At 65.3% G+C, this 18,885-nt stretch carries 13 protein-coding genes; 12 read left to right on the top strand and 1 reads right to left on the bottom strand.

The window, feature by feature from the left end:
- Positions 1–12 precede the first annotated feature (12 nt).
- Positions 13–1,041: a LacI family DNA-binding transcriptional regulator gene (locus TZ00_RS10320; protein WP_044441568.1), complete on the bottom strand. Its 1,029-nt coding sequence runs from the start codon at positions 1,039–1,041 to the stop codon at positions 13–15.
- A gap of 305 nt (positions 1,042–1,346) precedes the next feature.
- On the opposite strand from TZ00_RS10320, the gene TZ00_RS10325 reads away from it, so the two are divergent.
- From TZ00_RS10325 to TZ00_RS10380, 12 genes are all read left to right on the top strand, one after another.
- On the top strand, positions 1,347–2,672 hold the full coding sequence (locus TZ00_RS10325; RefSeq protein ID WP_044441569.1) for an ABC transporter substrate-binding protein: 1,326 nt from the start codon (positions 1,347–1,349) through the stop codon (positions 2,670–2,672).
- Between the two features lie 166 nt (positions 2,673–2,838).
- A complete protein-coding gene (locus TZ00_RS10330) occupies positions 2,839–4,182 on the top strand; it encodes a carbohydrate ABC transporter permease (RefSeq protein WP_078713235.1) in 1,344 nt (447 codons plus the stop codon).
- Positions 4,179–5,141 (top strand): carbohydrate ABC transporter permease, encoded by a 963-nt coding sequence (locus TZ00_RS10335; protein ID WP_044441570.1) that lies wholly within the window; start codon positions 4,179–4,181, stop codon positions 5,139–5,141. Before TZ00_RS10330 ends, TZ00_RS10335 begins: the two co-directional genes overlap by 4 nt.
- 99 nt (positions 5,142–5,240) lie before the next feature.
- Positions 5,241–7,148, top strand: coding sequence for an ABC transporter ATP-binding protein (locus TZ00_RS10340; RefSeq protein WP_044441572.1), 1,908 nt, complete (start codon positions 5,241–5,243; stop codon positions 7,146–7,148).
- A gap of 193 nt (positions 7,149–7,341) precedes the next feature.
- On the top strand, positions 7,342–9,408 hold the full coding sequence (locus TZ00_RS10345; protein WP_044441901.1) for an adenylate/guanylate cyclase domain-containing protein: 2,067 nt from the start codon (positions 7,342–7,344) through the stop codon (positions 9,406–9,408).
- On the top strand, positions 9,405–10,838 hold the full coding sequence (locus TZ00_RS10350) for a mechanosensitive ion channel family protein (RefSeq protein WP_044441574.1): 1,434 nt from the start codon (positions 9,405–9,407) through the stop codon (positions 10,836–10,838). Before TZ00_RS10345 ends, TZ00_RS10350 begins: the two co-directional genes overlap by 4 nt.
- A gap of 54 nt (positions 10,839–10,892) precedes the next feature.
- A complete protein-coding gene (locus TZ00_RS10355; protein ID WP_044441575.1) occupies positions 10,893–12,257 on the top strand; it encodes a cystathionine beta-synthase in 1,365 nt (454 codons plus the stop codon).
- Positions 12,258–12,319: 62 nt separating this feature from the next.
- Positions 12,320–13,477, top strand: a complete 1,158-nt coding sequence (locus TZ00_RS10360; RefSeq protein WP_044441577.1) for a cystathionine gamma-synthase — start codon at positions 12,320–12,322, stop codon at positions 13,475–13,477.
- 92 nt (positions 13,478–13,569) lie between these two features.
- A complete protein-coding gene (locus TZ00_RS10365; RefSeq protein WP_044441902.1) occupies positions 13,570–14,871 on the top strand; it encodes an APC family permease in 1,302 nt (433 codons plus the stop codon).
- A gap of 22 nt (positions 14,872–14,893) precedes the next feature.
- Complete coding sequence (locus tag TZ00_RS10370) at positions 14,894–16,063, top strand: N(5)-(carboxyethyl)ornithine synthase (protein WP_044441578.1); 1,170 nt, start codon at positions 14,894–14,896, stop codon at positions 16,061–16,063.
- Between the two features lie 114 nt (positions 16,064–16,177).
- Complete coding sequence (locus TZ00_RS10375) at positions 16,178–16,870, top strand: DedA family protein (RefSeq protein ID WP_044441579.1); 693 nt, start codon at positions 16,178–16,180, stop codon at positions 16,868–16,870.
- Positions 16,871–16,879: 9 nt separating this feature from the next.
- On the top strand, positions 16,880–18,862 hold the full coding sequence (locus TZ00_RS10380) for a S9 family peptidase (protein ID WP_044441580.1): 1,983 nt from the start codon (positions 16,880–16,882) through the stop codon (positions 18,860–18,862).
- Positions 18,863–18,885 lie beyond the last annotated feature (23 nt).

Raw genomic sequence — 18,885 nt, forward strand, 5'->3', positions numbered from 1 at the left:
GAAGACCCGCGGTCAGCGGGGCGCGCCGGCGCGCGGGGCGGAGGTGCTTGAGCGCATCACGAGCTGCGCGGGCACTGTCGTGTGGATGTTCGGGGGCGTCCAGCCGGCCGTCTCGAGTTGCCGAATCACCAGGTCGACGGCCTGTTCGCCCTGCTTCGCCGGCTTCTGGGCGATCGAGGTGAGTCCGAAGAGGTCGGCGAGCGGATGATTGTCGATGCCGATCACCGACAGATCGTCGGGAACGGAGATGCCCAGTTCTCGAGCGGCGAGGATGACTCCGATCGCCACCTCGTCGGCCGCCGCGAAGATGGCGGTCGGCCGGCGCCGAGGGTCGCCGAGAATCTGCTTGCCGGCGGCGTATCCGCCCGGAATGTCGAAGTGCGTCGCCACGTAGGACTCGTCGCTGAACGGCAGGCCGGCGGCTCCAAGGGCATCCATGAATCCCTGCAGGCGCTTGGAGTGCACGTGGAAGTCCATCAGCTCAGCCGAATCGCCGCCCACGTGCATGATGTTGCGGTGGCCCAGGGCGATGAGGTGTTCGGTTGCGAGACGCGCCGCGGCGACGTCGTCGATGCTGAGGGTGGGGATGCCGGCGAGAGGCCCGCCAATTCCAGCGATGGGTTTGCCGAGGGCGAGCAGTGAGGCGGCCTCGTCGGGGGAGATCTCTAGTGTCACGGCGATGATCGCGTCGACCCGCTTGCGAACCAGGAAGTACTCGAAGACTCGGCTGCGGGCCTCGGTGTTTTTCGTGAGGTTGTAGAGCATCAGGTCGTAGCCCCGCTCGATGAGTGCGCGTTCGACGCCCTCGATGATGCTGCCGAAGAACCACTGATTGATGACGGGGATGATCACGCCGACGTTGTTCGTTCGACCGGTGACCAGACTCGAGGCGTTCGATGAGACCACGTAGCCCAGTTCGCTGGCCGCGTTCTCTACCTTGTTACGGGTGACCGACGAGACGTAGCCTCGGCCGCTCAGTGCGCGCGAGACGGTGGCTTTCGACACTCCCGCTCGAAGCGCGACGTCTTCGATACCCGACATTCCTGGCTGACCCCCTCGTCTGCAATCGGTTCCAGAATTGTAACGTCCCCGTCACATTCCCGAGGCTAACCATAGCGCCGAGGCCCTAGTGGGACCGAATCCTGAGAGCGCTCTCGGTATCGAATCGTTACGGAATTTTGTTCTGCAGCTCGGGGGGTTGTGCTTCCATGGGACTCATGGAAAGGTTTTCCTACCTGCCCTCCCCGCGGCCTGTTCGCGCGGTTGGGCCGTCCTAGTCCGGTCACTCAACCGGCAGGCAGATCGGCAGTCCTGACGATCTGTTCTCGACTCAATGAGGAGGAGAAATGCGGGTTTCCCTGCATCGCCGTATCGCAGCACCTATCGCCATCGCCACCATCGTCGGACTTGCTCTCGTCGGCTGCGCCGAAGACAGCGGCTCCGGTTCCGGTTCCACCGAGGGCCAGACCGTCAAGATCTCCGGCGGCATCACCGGCTCCGAGGCCGACGCGCTGAACAAGAGCTTCGACGCATTCACCAAAGACACCGGCATCAAGGTCGAGTACACGGGTGACAAGAGCTTCGAGGGCAACATCGTCACGAAGGTCACGGGTGGCTCCGCCCCCGACATCGCCATCGTTCCCCAGCCCGGTCTGCTCAAGACTCTCGTCGACACCGGCGAAGTGAAAGAGGCCGATCAGCAGACCAGCGACAACGTCGACAAGAACTGGTCGCCCGACTGGAAGAAGTACGGCACGTTCGACGGCAAGTTCTACGCCGCCCCGATGCTCGCCAGTATCAAGGGCTACGTCTGGTACTCGCCAGCGCAGTTCAAGGAGTGGGGCGTCACCGTTCCCACCACGTGGGACGAGACGCTCGCACTGACCAAGACGATCCAGGAGAAGACTGGAAAGGCGCCCTGGTGTGCCGGCTTCGCCTCTGACGCCGCTTCGGGCTGGCCCGGAACCGACTGGATCGAAGACCTCGTGCTCCGCCAGTCCGGCCCCGATGTCTACGACAGCTGGGTTGCTGGAGACACCAAGTTCACCGACCCCGCCATCAAGAAGGCCTTCGACTCCGTCGGCGAGATCCTCCTGAACCCGGCCTATGTGAACGCGGGCTACGGCGACGTCAAGAGCATCAACTCCACCGCATTCGGTGACGTCGCGGCCAAGGTCGCCGACGGCAGCTGCCCGCTGACCCACCAGGCCTCGTTCCTCTCGAGCAACTTCCTCGATGTCAAGACCGCTGCGGGCAAGACCCCCACTGTCGCCCCTGACGGAGACGTCTACGGATTCGTTCTTCCGGGCATCGAGGCAGGCTCGGCCAACATCGAGGTCGGCGGCGAGTTCGTCACACCGTTCACCGACTCGGATGCAGTCAAGAAGGTCACCGCTTACATGGCAACACCCGAGTTCGCTGACGCCCGCGTCAGCCTCGGTGGAGTCATCTCGGCCAACCTCAACGCTGACCCCTCCAAGGCATCCAGCCCGCTTCTGCAGGACGCCATGAAGCTCCTCCAAGACTCGAACACGACCGTTCGTTTCGATGGCTCAGACCTGATGCCGTCGACCGTCGGTTCCGGTTCGTTCTGGAAGGGCATGGTCAGCTGGATCGATGGCAAGGACACCGACACGGTGCTCAGTGACATCCAGGCCGGATACCAGAACTAACGCATAACCACCTGCCGGGCAGACTTGCCCGGCGCCCGTGGGGGCCGCTCGCACAACGGGGCGGTCCCCACTCTCGGCCCTGCCGACCGAAAGGTCTATGCGCCCATTCTTTAAGCGCTACTGTTGGCCAATCCAAGAGTCCACCGTTGTACTCGAAAGGGTATTCATGTCCGACACACGAACGACGACGCCTCCGGTGTCAGCACCCCCACCGGAGCCACATGAATCGCCGAGGCCGCAGCCCTCGGCACGCACGACCAAGCTGGTCGTCGCGGGAGCCGCGGTCATTCTGGCCGTGGTCTTCGTACTGCTGATCACGAGCCCCCCGAATGACCAGGCCAAGCCTGTCTCCCTGGGCTTCTCGCTGAACAGCCTCTTTCGGTGGATGGGAAACCTGAACCCTCTCGTGCAGATTCCGATCATCATCGTGATCTTCGGTCTCGTGATCGCGCTCATCCTCGTTCTCATCGAGTACGCGCCACGATCGGGCAACTTCTACTTCTGGCTGCGGCTCGCCGCGTGCTTCGTGATTCCTGTGCTGGCCCTGATGCTTCTGCGTCCGTACCAGAACGCACTCATCTGGGTTCTCGTCATCGCCCTCGTCGTCGGAGCCCTGCTCTTCTTCGCCGACTACCGGTCTCGGCAGGGAGCGGGCTACCTCTTCCAGCTCGTCACGTTCATGGCCCCGGCGGTGCTGCTGCTCGCGCTCGGGCTCATCTACCCGACGATCGCCACTATCTACCAGTCGTTCTTCGACAAGACCACGACCACTTTCGTAGGGCTCGAGAACTACTTCTGGGTCTTCACGAACCCCGAAGGCTTCTGGTCGGTCGTCAACACCCTGATCTGGGTGCTCGTGGCCCCCGTGTTCTCGACGATGATCGGTCTTGCCTACGCCGTGTTCATCGACAAGGCGCGTGGTGAGAAGTATCTCAAGTCGCTGGTGTTCATGCCGATGGCTATCTCGTTCGTCGGTGCCGGAATCATCTGGAAGTTCATCTACGACAACCGCCAAGGCGAGCAGGTCGGTCTGCTGAACGCCATCATCACGGCATTCGGCGGTCAGCCCGTCTCGTGGCTCGACGCTCAGCCCCTCATCAACACCCTGCTCCTGCTCGTGGTCTTCATCTGGACCCAGACCGGATTCGCCATGGTGATTCTGTCGGCGGCCATCAAGGGCGTGCCGACCGAGCAGATGGAGGCCGCCGAGCTCGACGGCACCAACGCCTGGCAGCGGTTCCGCAACGTGACCGTGCCCGGCATCCGCTCGTCCTTGATCGTCGTTCTCACGACAATCGCCATCGGCTCCCTCAAGGTGTACGACATCGTCGCTGTGATGACTGGTGGTCGCGCCAACACGACTGTGCTCGGCTTCGAGATGGTCAACCAGCAGCAGCGTTTCCAGAGCTACGGACACTCGGCGGCACTGGCCGTGGTGCTGTTCCTGTTCGTGCTGCCGCTGATCATCTACAACGCCAACCAAATGCGCAAGCAGAGGGAGATCCGATGACCACCGACACTCTCGTCGACACCCGGTCGAAGCGTCAGGTCGCTCGGGCAACCCAGAAGAGCGAAAAGATGGCGCAGAAGCGCCTCACCTCGAAGGGCGCCACGATCGCGGCGATCATCATCGCCGTCATCTGGACCATCCCCACCTTCGGCCTCTTCGTCACCTCGTTCCGGCCCGGTCCAGACACACAGTCGACCGGTTGGTGGACCGTGTTCGTGAACCCGTCGTTCACGCTCGACAACTACGCGCAGGCGCTGAACTCGGGCGGCACGGCTCTCACGCTGGGTCAGTCGTTCATCAACTCGCTCGGCATCACGATTCCGGCGACCGTGTTCCCGCTCGTCATCGCCTCGCTCGCGGCCTATGCCTTCGCGTGGATCGATTTCAAGTTCAAGAACATCGTGTTCGTCGGTGTCTTCGCGCTGCAGATCGTGCCGATTCAGATGGCGCTCGTTCCGTTGCTCAGCCTCTTCTCGAAGGGCCTCACCGTCAACGGTGTGGGCATCTTCCCGGGGTTCGAACTGCGTGACGCCGAGCACAGCTTCGCGACGGTCTGGATCGCCCACGCGATCTTCGCCCTGCCGCTGGCCATCTTTATGCTGCACAACTTCATCTCGGAGATTCCGGGTGAGGTGATCGAGGCCGCGCGCGTCGACGGAGCCGGACACGGACAGATCTTCTTCCGTATCGTGCTTCCGCTGGCCACGCCTGCGATCGCGTCGTTCGCCATCTTCCAGTTCCTCTGGGTCTGGAACGATCTGCTCGTGGCGACGATCTTCGCGCCGTCGACTTCGCTGCCGCTGACCCAGACGCTCAACTCACTGTCGGGCACGTGGGGCAACCAGTGGTTCCTGCAGTCGGCCGGTGCGTTCATCTCGATCATCGTTCCGCTCATCGTGTTCTTCTCGCTGCAGCGCTTCTTCGTTCGAGGCCTGCTCGCCGGAGCGACGAAGGGCTGAGCCCCTCGACGAGGAGGCCCTTCGACGGGCTCAGGGAACGGTTCGTTCCTCGAGCCCGTCGGGGGGTCTCGTGCGTTAAACGGCGGGTAGGTTGAACAGATGAGTATGCGAGGCGGCGGCGGCCATCGAGGTGGCGTGAGCGCCGGCGATGTAGGTCTGCAGAAAGAACTGAACAAGAGTGCGCCGAAGATCGACCACCTGCTGAGTCGCATCCTCTCGCTTTTCTCGCCCTACCGCACGCCGATCATCGGCACGATCGTGCTCGTGCTGCTCGGCGCGGGCCTCACGGTGATCCCGCCTCTTCTCACGCAGCGGGCGTTCGACGACGGTCTCTTCCCTTCTGCGGGCTCTTCGACAGGCGCAGGGGGCGATACGGGAGACGCAGGCTCGATCATCCAGGGCCCGAACCTGCCGGTGCTGGTCGAGATCGTCGGTCTTATGATCGTGATCTACATCGTGTCGAGCCTGCTGAGTGTCTGGCAGACCTACCTCACGGCGAAGGTCGGCAACAGCGTGATGGGCGCGCTTCGCGTGCGACTCTTCACGCACCTCGAGGCGATGGAACTGAGCTTCTTCACCAAGACGAAGACGGGCGTCATCCAGTCACGGCTGCAGAACGACGTTGGCGGCGTGGCCAGCGTGCTGACCAACACCATCTCGTCGATTCTCGGAAACACCGTCACGCTCATCGCGGCGGTCGTTGCCATGGTGCTGCTGAACTGGCAGCTCACCATCGTGGCCCTCGTGCTTATGCCCATCCTGGTTCTCGCGCAGCGCCGGGTGGGGCAGGTGCGCGCCCGCATCGCGACGAAGACCCAGGAATCGCTCTCAGACATGACAGCGATCACGCAGGAGACCCTGAGCGTGTCAGGCATTCTGCTCTCGAAGAGTTTCAATCGGCAGCAGACCGAGATCGCCCGCTACGCAGACGAGAATGCCACCCAGGTGCGGCTGCAGGTGAGTCAGCAGATGAGCGGCCAGTGGTTCTTCGCCATGGTCAACATTTTTCTGTCGGCGATCCCGGCCATCGTCTACCTCGTTGCCGGATGGCTGCTCGTCGGCGGCGCGCCCGACATCACGGCCGGCACCATCGTGGCGTTCACCACGGTGCAGGCTCGATTGCTGTTCCCCCTTCTCGGACTCATGCGCGTGGCCCTCGACCTGCAGACCTCGAGCGCTCTGTTCGCCCGCATCTTCGAGTACCTCGACCTCACGCCGGCCATCGCCGACGCGCCGGATGCACGGTCGGTCGACACGACCCGCCTCGGTCGCGTCGAATTCGACGACGTCGTCTTTCGCTACCCGGATGCCGAGGACGACTCTCGCCCGACGCTGAATGGGGTGTCATTCGTGATCGAGCCGGGGCAGTTCGCGGCCTTCGTCGGCCCTTCGGGCGCGGGCAAGACGACGGTGTCGTACCTCGTGCCGCGGTTCTACGAAGCGACGGGCGGCACCGTCCGCTTCGCCGACACAGACGTGCGCGAGCTCAGCCAGGACTCGCTCGTGGCGAATCTCGGAATCGTCAGCCAGGAGACCTACCTCTTTCACGCGACCATCGCCGAGAACCTGCGCTACGCGAGACCGGATGCGACGCAGGCCGAAATCGAGGACGCGGCGCGTCAGGCGAACATCCACGACCGCGTCATGAGCTTCCCCGCCGGATACGACACCGTGGTGGGGGAGCGGGGCTACCGGCTCTCCGGTGGCGAGAAGCAGCGCATTGCGATCGCCCGCGTTCTGCTGAAAGATCCTGCGGTGCTCATTCTCGACGAGGCGACCAGCGCCCTCGACACCATCTCGGAACGGGTCGTGCAGGCGGCGCTCGACACGGCATCCCGAGGTCGCACGACCATTGCGATCGCTCACCGGCTCTCGACGGTGCTGTCTGCCGACGTGATCTTCGTGATCGACGACGGCGAGGTGGTCGAGCGTGGAACTCATGCGGAGCTCATCGACGCCGGCGGTGTCTACTCGACGCTCTATGCGCAGCAGCGCGAAATTTCGTAGTGCACTGTGACGCGTGTGGCTAGAGTTGCACCCAGAGGGGCGGCAGTGGGGTAGCGCCTTACGTAACGGGGATCGGGGCGCTATGTCAGGGGACAGTTCTCTCTCGAGAGGGGCTCGAAGGCCCGGACGACTCGGTTCGTCGGCCGGAGCGTTCGTGCGGCGGGGGCTGAGCATTCAGTCGAAACTGCTGATCATGCTGCTCGGCGTCAGCATAGGCTCGACGCTCGTGGTCGGGTACATCGGCTACACCTCGGGCACGGATGGCCTGCGGCAGGCCGAGTTCGATCGCATGACCAACCTGCGCGAGGCGAAATCGGATGCCGTCGAGTCGCTCTTTTCGAACATCCGGAGCGGTCTGACCCTCGATTCGATCGGTGCGACGGGCAACCAGGCCGCGGTGGAATTCAGCGACGCGTTCGCACAGCTGCAGAGCCAGCCGATCGACCCGGCCCAGACCGCCGCGGTGGACGCGTACTACGACAACACCTTCATTCCTCTGCTCAACGAACGCTCCGGCTCGACGAGCGTCTCTGACGTGTTCGTTCCGCAGACGAGCGCAGAGACCTACCTGCAGAATCACTACACGGTTCCGTCGTCCGGGGATTTCGATGCAGCGGCTCTCGTTGACAACGCGGGCGACGGCAGCGCCTGGTCGGCTGTCAACGAGAAATACAACCCGTATTTTCGCGAGATGGCCAAGCTCAATCAGTACGAGGATGCGCTGATCCTCGACACCAAGGGAAATATCGTCTACTCCGTTTACAAGGGAGTCGATCTCGGGTCCAACGTGAATACGGGCCCCTACAAGGGGTCGAACCTCGCCAGTGCCTACACTGCTGCTCTGAATTCGAACGTCGTCGACTTCGTGCAGATCACCGACTTCGAGCGCTATCAGCCGAGCCTCGCGGTGCCGACCGCGTGGGGAGTCTCGCCGATCGGTCAGAACGGTGATGTCGTCGGCGTCTTGGCCGTGCAGCTTCCCATCGCCTCGATCAACGCCGTGATGACCGGCGACGAGCAGTGGAAGAGGGACGGCCTCGGCGACACGGGCGAGGCCTACATCGTCGGCTCCGACGACACGATGCGCTCGGTCTCGCGCCTGCTGATTGACGACCCGGAGCAGTATCGCGAGCGGGCCATCTCCGGCGGTCTGGCTCCTGACGTCGCGCAGCGCGCGGTCGATGTGAAGGGCACGGTCGCTCTGCAAACCGTCGACACAGCGCCGGTGCGCGAGGCGCAGCAGGGCAAGACGGGGGTGATGGTCGCTCAGAGCTATCTGGGCCGTGAAACTCTCGCCGCCTATGGGCCGCTCGACATTCCCGGTCAGCAGTGGGTCATCGTGGCGAGCATCACCTCTGCTGAAGCGTTCGCGCCCGTGGCCGACTTCACCCGCAACCTCGTTCTCTCGATCGCGGTGCTGCTTGTGCTCGTCTCCTTGCTGTCGCTGCTTCTCGCTCAGGTGTTCGCCCGGCCGGTGAGGCGTCTCGTCGGAGCCGTGCGGCAGGTGGCAGGTGGTGATCTCGGTGTCGAGGTCACGACCAACACCCGAGACGAGTTCGGCGATCTCGCGCTGGCCTTCAACGACATGAGCCGCAGCCTCCAGGTGAAGCAGGCACTGATCGACGAGCAGCAGGCCGAGAACGACAAGATCCTGCACACGCTGATGCCCGAGTCTGTTGCCCGGCGCTATCGCGACGGCGATGAAACCATCGCCGAGGATCATCAGGATGTCTCGGTGCTGTTCGCGGACCTCGTCGGTTTCGACGACTTCGCCGCCGGTCTGGGTGCCGAGAAAGAACTCGCCCTGCTCAACGACCTCGTGCGCCAGTTCGACGAGACGGCGCAGGAGAAGGGCGTCGAGAAGGTGCGCACTCTGCGCGAGGGCTACCTGGCGAGCTGCGGGCTGATCGTTCCGAGGGTCGACAGCGCGCGCCGCACCGTGGACTTCGCTCTGGAGATGATCCGCATCGTCGAACGGTTCAACGCACAGCACGAGGCGAACCTGTCGCTGCGCGTCGGCATCGACACAGGAACGGTGACCAGCGGACTCGTGGGACGATCGTCGATCGCCTACGACATGTGGGGCGACGCCGTGAACATCGCCAACCGGGTGCAGGCCCTCGCCGGCAAGCCCGGCGTCTTCATCAGCCAGAGAGTGCGCGGCAAGCTGGGCGAGTTGCCGAACCTGACCGAGGTGGGCACGATCGAGACGAAGGCCGGGCAGCAATCGGTCTGGCAGATCTCCACGCAGAGGGGATGACGACAGCCGTGATCGATCTCTGGAAAGAGCCGTGGTTCGGCTGGGCCTTGGGCGTGGTCATTGCGTTGCCGGTTCTGCTCGTCGTTCTCACCGAGGTCTATGGCGCCCTGCAGAGACGCAACTCTCCAGCCGCCAAGCCGGTTCGCCTGCTCCGAAACTTCGTCCTTCCCGTGGCGGCCATCTTCGCGCTGCTCACCTTCGCGTCGGAGCAGAGCTTCGATCTGACGTGGGTGCGCGTCGTCGGCACCGTGCTCGGATTCCTGCTCATCCTGCTCGTTCTCTCCGCCTTCAATGTCGCCATCTTCGGTAACGCGCGCGAGGGCAGCTGGCGCGAGCGCCTGCCCTCCATCTTCATCACCCTCGCGCGGCTCGCGCTCATTCTCGTGGGTCTCGCCATCCTCTTCTCGTGGGTGTGGGGTGCGGATGTCGGGGGTCTCTTCGCGGCGCTGGGGGTGACATCCATCGTGATCGGCCTGGCGCTGCAGAACGCGGTGGGGTCGATCATCTCGGGCCTGCTTCTGCTCTTCGAGCAGCCGTTCAAACTCGGCGACTTTCTCGAGGTCGGGGCCGTTCGGGGCCGGGTCGTCGAGGTCAACTGGCGCTCGGTGCACATCGACACCGGCAACGGTATTCAGATCATGCCGAACTCCTCGCTCGCCGGTGGTTCGTTCACCAATCTGAGCCAGCCCGTCGATGGCTATATGGCCACCGTGCCGCTGACCTTCACGACCGATGATGCGCCGCACGCGGTGGTGAACATGCTCGTCGAGACTGCGTCGGCGCTGCCGCAGCTCGACAGCGGCGCGAGGCCGACGGTGAGCTATGAGGGCAAGGCCGCATACACAGTGAGTCTTCCGGTGACGAATCCGGCGGCCGAGGGTGAGACCGTCTCGCTCTTTCTGGCATGGCTGTGGTACGCGGCGCGGCGTCACGACCTGGGGCTCGACGGCGACACGACCGACCCGGTGAACACCCGAGAGAACGTGGTCGAGGCCCTCGGCTTTGCGGGTTCCGAGCTCGGTCTGCCGCAGGAGGATCTCGATGGCGTCGTGGATTCCTGTCGGATCGAGCAGTTCGGTGCGGGGGAGCTGCTGCAGAAGGTGGGGGTCGTTCCCGATTGCGTGCGCGTCGTTTTGAGCGGCGTTCTCGAGCTGTCAGTGCCGTACGAGACGGGCAGGCTGCGCATCGGTGTCGTCGAGCGCGGCGAGTTCATCGGGCAGGCCGCGCTCACACGGCAGAAGACAACGACGGTGGTGAGCGCGGGCCGCCCGGTGACCGTGCTGCGTGTGCCCACCTCGGTCGTCGACGAGATGGTGCGCAGGCATCCGTCGCTCGCTCGCCGGATCGGCCAGACGCTCGACAACCGGCGCGCTCTTGCAGAGGCGGCACTCGTGGCCGCTCAGGCCTCGTCGGGCACGATAGCCATCTGATGCTTCGGCTGCCTGCGGAGACTGGCCGACAGGTGTCGGTGATAGTTTCGTGAGGTGAAATACGCGAACACGGTCATCGATCTCGTGGGCAACACGCCCCTCGTCAAACTCAACAGCGTCACCGAGGGCATCCAAGCCACGGTGCTCGCAAAGATCGAGTATCTGAACCCCGGCGGCTCGTCGAAAGACCGCATCGCGACGCGCATCATCGACGCCGCCGAGCGTGAGGGCAAGTTGAAGCCGGGCGGCACGATCGTCGAGCCCACCTCGGGCAACACCGGCATCGGTCTCGCTCTCGTGGCTCAGCAGCGCGGCTACCGTTGCGTGTTCGTGCTTCCCGACAAAGTCGGCGAAGACAAGCGCAACGTGCTCACCGCCTACGGCGCAGAGATCGTGGTGACGCCCACATCGGTCGCGCCGGAAGACCCCAACTCCTATTACTCGGTCTCCGATCGGCTCGCCCGCGAGATTCCCGGAGCGTTCAAGCCGAACCAGTACTCCAACCCCAACGGGCCTCTCAGCCACTACGAGACGACCGGCCCCGAGATCTGGGCAGACACCGAGGGCAAGATCACGCACTTCGTGGCCGGCGTGGGAACAGGCGGAACCATCTCGGGCGTCGGACGCTACCTCAAAGAGGTGTCGGGCGGCGAGGTCACGATCATCGGGGCCGACCCCGAGGGCTCGGTCTACTCTGGCGGAACCGGCAGGCCGTATCTGGTCGAGGGCGTGGGAGAGGACTTCTGGCCCGAAGCCTACGATGCCAGCGTGGTCGACGAGATCATCGCCGCGAGCGACGCCGAGTCGTTCGCGCTCACCCGTCGGCTCGCGCGCGAAGAGGGCCTGCTCGTCGGCGGATCCTCGGGGCTTGCGGTTGCTGCGGCCCTCAAGGCCGCCGCGAAGCTCGGCCCAGACGATGTCGTCGTTGTGCTCCTCCCAGACGGCGGCCGCGGGTATCTCGGCAAGATCTTCAACGACAAGTGGATGCGCAGCTACGGTTTCGCAGACGCCACCGACGAGGCCACGGTCGGCGACATCCTGAAATCGAAGACCGGCGGTCTGCCCGCGCTCGTGCACGCACACCCCAGCGACACCGTGCGCGACGCCATTCAGATCATGACGAGCTACGGCGTCTCGCAGCTGCCGATGCTCTCGGCCGAGCCGCCCGTGGTGATGGGCGAGGTCACGGGCTCGCTCAACGAGCAGAGCCTGCTCGAAGAGGTCTTCTCAGGGCGCGCCGAGATGACCGATCACGTCGGGGCCTTCGCCAGCGATCCTCTGCCGCTCATCGGCATCCACGAGTCTGTCGCCTCGGCGCGACGTTTTCTCGGCAAGGCGGGCGCCCTGCTGGTGACCGACGATGGCAAGCCCGTCGCCGTGATCACCAGGCACGACCTGCTCACCTTCCTCAGCGAATAGATTCCTCACCGAGTAGAGCGCTCGGTCGAATAAAACGCACCCGAAGAGACTTGAAAGTAGACATGCCCCAGAAAAAGCAGCAGTTCGAGACCGTCGCCGTTCACGCCGGGCAGGAGTTCGACCCGACGACCGGCGCGATCATTCCGCCGATCTACCAGACGTCGACCTTCGTGCAAGACGGCATCGGCGGTTTCCGTGGCGGCTACGAGTACGCCCGAGGCGGCAACCCCACCCGCTCGTCGCTCGAGACGCTGGTCGCGGCCCTCGAGGGTGCGAAGCACGGGCTGTCGTTCTCGTCGGGTCTCGCTGCTGAAGACGCGCTGCTGCGCGCCGTGCTCGAACCCGGCGACCACGTGGTGCTCGGCAACGACGTCTATGGCGGAACGCACCGCCTGATCAATCGCATCTTCGGCCGCTGGGGTGTCGAGAACGACACCGTCGAGATGATGAACCTGCAGGCCGTCGCCAAGGCGGTCATCCCGGGCAAGACAAAGGTGCTCTGGCTCGAGACTCCGTCGAATCCGTTGATGAAGGTCAGCGATGTCGCCGAGCTGGCCGAGATCGGCCATGCCGCCGGCGCCCTGGTCGTCGTCGACAACACCTTCGCGTCGCCCTACCTCCAGCAGCCGTTGGCGCTCGGCGCCGATGTCGTTGTGCACTCGACCACCAAGTACCTGGGCGGCCACTCCGATGTTCTCGGTGGCGCGCTCGTGCTCGACGACGACGAGTTGCACGAGAAGGTGCGCTTTCAGCAGTTCGCGGCCGGCGCGGTGTCTGGCCCGATGGATGCCTGGCTCACGGTTCGAGGAATCAAGACTCTCGCCGTGCGCATGGAACGCCACAGCGACAACGCGCAGAAGATCGCGGAGTACCTCGTGGGGCACCCTGCTATCGAGACCGTGTTCTATCCGGGGCTCGAATCGCACCCCGGACACGAGCTCGCGAAGAGACAGATGCGTCGCCCGGGTGGAATGCTCTCACTCGCCTTCAAGGCCGGACCGAAGGCGGCGCGCAAGTTCGCCGAGTCGACCAAGCTGTTCTCGCTCGCCGAGTCGCTGGGAGGCGTCGAGTCGCTCGTGGGCTACCCGACCGAGATGACACACGCATCGGTCAAGGGAACGGCGCTCGAGGTTCCCGAGAACCTCATCCGTCTCTCCGTTGGCATCGAGGGCGCAGACGACCTGCTCGCCGACATCGAACAGGCGCTGCCCAAGAAGTAGGGTCGCATAGCCACGGTCACCGTGGCAGTATTTCGCTGCGTTGTGACAATTCTGCCATCGCGCCAGCCGTGCTCGCGCTGCAGACTGGGCAGATGACCACCTCCGTCGCCCCGGCTCCCGACGTGTCGACTTCGCACGGCAGTGTCGGACTCGCCCAGGGCACGGCGCTGTATGTCGCGGCCGTGCTGGGAACGGGCATCCTCGTACTGCCCTCCCTCGCGGCGGCGGCCGCTGGTCCGGGCTCGCTCGTCGCGGTCGGAGCGCTCATCGTGCTGTCCATTCCGCTGGCGGGCACCTTCGCGGCACTTGCGGCACGGCATCCGGATGCCGGCGGCGTGGCAACATTCGTGCGTCTCGCACTCGGGCCGACGGCCGCCCGCATGGCGGGGTACTGGTTCTTCTTCGGGGTGAGCTTCGGAACCCCGGTCGTGGCGTTGCTCGGCGCAGAGTACGTGGTCGCGGTGCTGCAGGTGGATCGGTCGTGGAGCTTCGTTCTCGCCCCTTTTCTGCTCGGACTGCCTCTGCTCGTGAACATCGTCGGCCTGCGCTTGTCGGGCAGGGTGCAGCTCGCGCTGTCCGGTCTTCTCGTGGTCGTCATCGTCGGTGTCGTGGCAACCGCCGCCCCGGCCTCCGACGAGCGGAACTTCGAGCCCTTCCTCCCGCACGGGTGGGCGGGTGTCGGCGTCGCCGTCAGCCTCTTCGTCTGGGCGTTCGCCGGCTGGGAGGCCGTGACGCACATCGCCGGCGAGTTCCGCAGACCGCGCCTGAACATCCCCCTATCGACGGCGGTCGCGATCGTGATCGTCGGGGCCTCCTACCTCGCACTGCAATGGGTCACCGTCGCGGTTCTCGGTGACTCGGCGGGGTCGAGCACCGTTCCGCTGCTCGATCTCGTCGAGGCAACCGCACCTGCCTGGGGTCGCCCCGTCGTCGCATCCATCGCAGCGGTCGTCGCCCTCGGTGTGCTGAACGCCTATCTCGGCGCCTTCGCGAAGCTCGGCGCATCTCTCGGCCGCGACGGGGACCTGCCGCGGTGGTTCGCCCAGGGTGCGGATTCCGGCCGTGTTCCTCGTCGCGCGCTCGCCCTCGTGGCGGGGTTGGCCGCTGTCGACTTCACGCTCATGGTGCTCGCAGACGGCCGCCTCACCCCGTTCATCCTGATCCACACGAGCTGCATGGTCGCGGTCTACGCCCTGGGGGTGGTCGCCGCTCTCCGTCTGCTCGAGCGGTTCTCGGTCGGCTGGTGGCTCGCGGCCGTGTCCACCGTGCTCGTGGCCGGCCTTCTCGTTCTCGCGGGGCCCAACCTGCTGCCGCCGATCGTTCTCGCCGTCGCCGCCCTGGCGATGACAGCGGCTCGTCGGCCTCGGGGCCGGCGACATCGCGTCGTGGAGTGAGGCCCGTGCCCTAGGGTCAGGTATGAGCGAAACCACATCCGCGCCCGGCCTGCTGCGCCTCGGCGTGATGGCCACGTCACGCAAGGCCGACGAAAGGCGCCTTCCTCTTCACCCCGCCCACCTCGAGCGCATCGACGACGATCTGCGGGCGAACATGATCCTGGAGCGCGGTTACGGCCGGCGGTTCGGCATCCACGACTCCGAGCTCGAGCCGCTGGTCGGGGCCATGGCGACGCGCGACGAGATCATCGAACTCGCCGACGTGGTGCTGCTGCCCAAGCCCCAAGCATCCGATCTCGAAGACCTGCGCGACGGCCAGGTTCTGTGGGGCTGGCCGCATTGCGTGCAAGACCGGGAGATCACCCAGCTCGCCATCGACAAACGGCTCACCCTCATCGCGTGGGAGGCCATGAACCACTGGCAGTCCGACGGTGGCTTCGGGCTGCACGTCTTTCACAAGAACAACGAGCTCGCCGGGTACTGCTCGGTCATCCACTCCCTGCAGCTCTGCGGATCGACCGGCGACTACGGCCGCAGGCTCACGGCCGTGGTGATCGGATTCGGCGCGACCGCCCGCGGGGCCGTCACCGCTCTGAATGCCCACGGCATCCACGATGTGCGGGTGCTGACCAACCGAGGGATCGCGGCCGTGGGTTCTCCTATTCCGTCGGTCGACATCATTCAGTTCGAGCACAACGATGAGGCGCCGTTCGAGAGCACGGTGAACACGGAGGACGGGCCGGTGCTGCTCGCTCCCTTTCTCGCCGAGAACGACATCGTGGTCAACTGCACGCTGCAGGATCCGAACGCGCCGCTCACCTATCTGCGCACCGAAGACCTCGGCGCGTTCCGGCCTGGCAGCCTCATCGTCGACGTGTCGGTCGACGAGGGCATGGGCTTCGAGTGGGCGAGGGCCACGACGTTCGCCGACCCCATGTTCACGGTCGGCGACTCGACCAACTATTACGCGGTCGACCACAGCCCCTCGCTGCTCTGGAACTCGACGACCTGGGAGATCAGCGAGGCCCTGATGCCCTTCCTACGCACAGTGATGGAGGGCTCGTCGTCGTGGACGGAGTCGGAGACGATCCGACGCTCGATCGAGATAGAGGGTGGCCTGGTGCGCAACGAGGCGATCCTGGAATTCCAGAAACGTTCAACCGAATACCCCTATCCGGCGGTGCAGTCATAACCTAGCGTCGACGATGAGACCGGGGTGCGACGCGCGTGGTCCCCCGGGTGGATGTGCTCCTCCCTTCGCCTTTTCTACGGTGGAGCTACACCCGCAGTCATCCCGAAAGGCGCCATGGAACAGCTCACCGATGTGCTCGTCGGAGCCGTGTCGTCGCCCTGGGTACTTCTCGTCGTCTTCGCTGTCTGCATGCTCGACGCGTTCTTCCCTCCCGTTCCCAGTGACATCGTGCTCGTCGCGGCGGTGGCCGTCGCCGTCGGCGGCTCGCCGGCGCTGCTCGTTCCGCTCGTGCTGGTCGCGGCGGTGGGTGCGATCGTGGGCGACAACATCGTGTTCGAGATCGGCCGACGGGTGGGCACAACGAGATACCGATGGATGCGCAGCCGCCCGATGCGTGCGGCGATCTCGGGCGCCGCGACGCAACTGCAGGCGCGTCCGGCCAGCCTCATCATCACGGGCCGGTACATTCCCGTGGGCCGCATCGCCGTGAATCTGACCGCGGGCAGCGTCGGCCTGTCGCGGCGCACCTTCGTGCCGCTCAGCATTGTGGCCGGTGTCTCGTGGTCGCTGTACATGTTCGTCGTCGCGCTCATCGCCTCGACATGGATTCAAGACAATCCGCTTCTCTCCGCGCTCATCGCCGCGGTCTCGGCCGTGCTTCTCGGACTGCTCGTCGACCGCGTGATGTCTCGCGCCGCCCGGCGGGCCGCTCGGCGGGCGGCTGCGAAACCGGATGCGCGGGCGCCCGGGGTGGCCGATCTGCCGGCCGCGCCATCCGGCGATCTGGCTCTCGGCACCTCGTTGTAGCGTGGATGCATGACCGACTCTCGCATCGCTCCGTACGGAACGTGGACCTCACCCATCAGCGCCGAGTCGCTTGCGAGCTCGGGCCACCCTGTCGGCGGCGGAGCGTACGCGGGCGATGAGGTGTGGTGGCAAGAGCTGAGGCCGACTGAGGGCGGCCGGCTCTCGATTCGTCGTGCCGGTGCCGACGGTGAGCCGGTCGATGTGCTGCCCGCCCCGTGGAACGCACGCACCCGGGTGCACGAATACGGAGGGGGTGCGTGGACCGTGGCAGGCCTCGCCGACGGCCCGCCGGTTCTCGTCTTCGCGAACTTCGACGATCAGCGGGTGTACCGGCTCGACGTCGACACGGTCGACGCCGTTCCCAGCCCTCTGACGCCCGACGGCCTGGCAATGCGATTCGCGGAGCTCCAGCAGCACGGTGCCGAGATCATCGCGGTCCGTGAGACGCACACGGGCTCCGAGCTCACCCGCGACATCGTGGCTATTCCGCTCGACGGCAGCGCGGCGAGCGACGCGGGGCGCATCCGGTCTATCGTCTCGGGGTCGCACTTTCTTGCGTCGCCGCGCATCTCGCCCGACGGAACGAAGATCGCGTGGATCGCCTGGGAGCACCCGCAGATGCCGTGGGACGGCACGGAGCTGAGGGTCGGCAGTCTCGACGAGGCAGGGCAGGTGCGCGAGTGGCGCACCCTGGCCGGCAGCACCACCGAAACGGTTCTGCAGCCCGAGTGGCGAGGCGATGACGCCCTCTTCGTCATCAGCGACCGCACCGGCTGGTGGAACCTCTATCTCGCCGAGTTCAACAGCGCCTTCGCGTCGAGCGGCACCGAGCCGGTCGAGCTTCGCCCTCTGTATGCGGCGTCGTTCGATTTCGGCGGTGCACTGTGGATGCTGGGCACCACGTGGTACACGGTGCTCGACGCCGACAGACTGCTGACGGTGCGCACCTTCGGCACCGATCAGGCCGCGATCCTCGACGTGCAGACGGGCGAGCTCACCGAGCTGCCTCTCGAGATCGACTCCGTCTCCTTCGGCGCTCGTCGTGGCGATCGCATCCTGGTCACGGGCGGCAGCGCGGTTCTGGCGTCGGGGCTTCGAGAACTCGACCTGCAGACCCGCGCGCTCACCGACATCCGGTTGTCTGTTGACGATCTGCCCGACCGGCAGTATCTGCCGACGGCCGTCGCCCGCACCTTCGGAACCCACGAGAGGCCGGTGCACACCTTCGTGTACGAGCCGGCGAACCCCGACTTCACGGCACCCGATGGCGAGCGTCCTCCGTTCGTGGCCTTCGTGCACGGGGGACCGACGAGTCGCACGGTGCCAGCGCTGAACCCGGCGATCGCCTACTTCACGTCGCGGGGAATCGGCGTCGTCGACATCAACTACGGAGGCTCCACCGGCTATGGCCGTGAGTACCGCGATCGCTTGCGCGGGCAGTGGGGCGTCGTCGATGTCGACGACACGGTTGCCGCTGTGCGCGGGCTTGCAGAGGCCGGCATCGCCGACGGCGACCGGCTGGCGATCCGCGGTGGCTCGGCCGGCGGGTGGACTGTGCTGGCCTCGCTGACACAGTCCGACGTCTTCGCCTGCGGTGCCTCCTACTTCGGGGTCGCCGAACTCACCCTGTTCGCCGCAGAGACGCACGACTTCGAGTCACGCTACCTCGACGGGCTCGTCGGTCCGCTGCCCGAGGCCGCAGCCCTCTACGAGCAGCGGGCGCCGCTGAACAACGTCGACGGGCTGTCGTGCCCCGTGCTGCTTCTGCAGGGGCTCGACGACAAGGTGGTTCCGCCCTCGCAGGCCGAGCGTTTCAGAGACGCGCTCGAGGCGAAGGGCCTGAGATATGCGTATCTCGCCTACGAGGGTGAGTCGCACGGCTTCAGGCGCGCATCCACGATCATCTCGGCCACCGAGGCCGAGCTGTCGTTCTACGGGCAGGTCATGGGCTTTGTTCCGGTCGACGTTCCGGTGCTCGAGATGAAGGGCTGAGTTACGCGCGACGTAACGTGAGG

Origin of the sequence: Agreia bicolorata (assembly GCF_000938265.1) — a bacterium.
GTDB lineage: Bacteria > Actinomycetota > Actinomycetes > Actinomycetales > Microbacteriaceae > Agreia > Agreia bicolorata.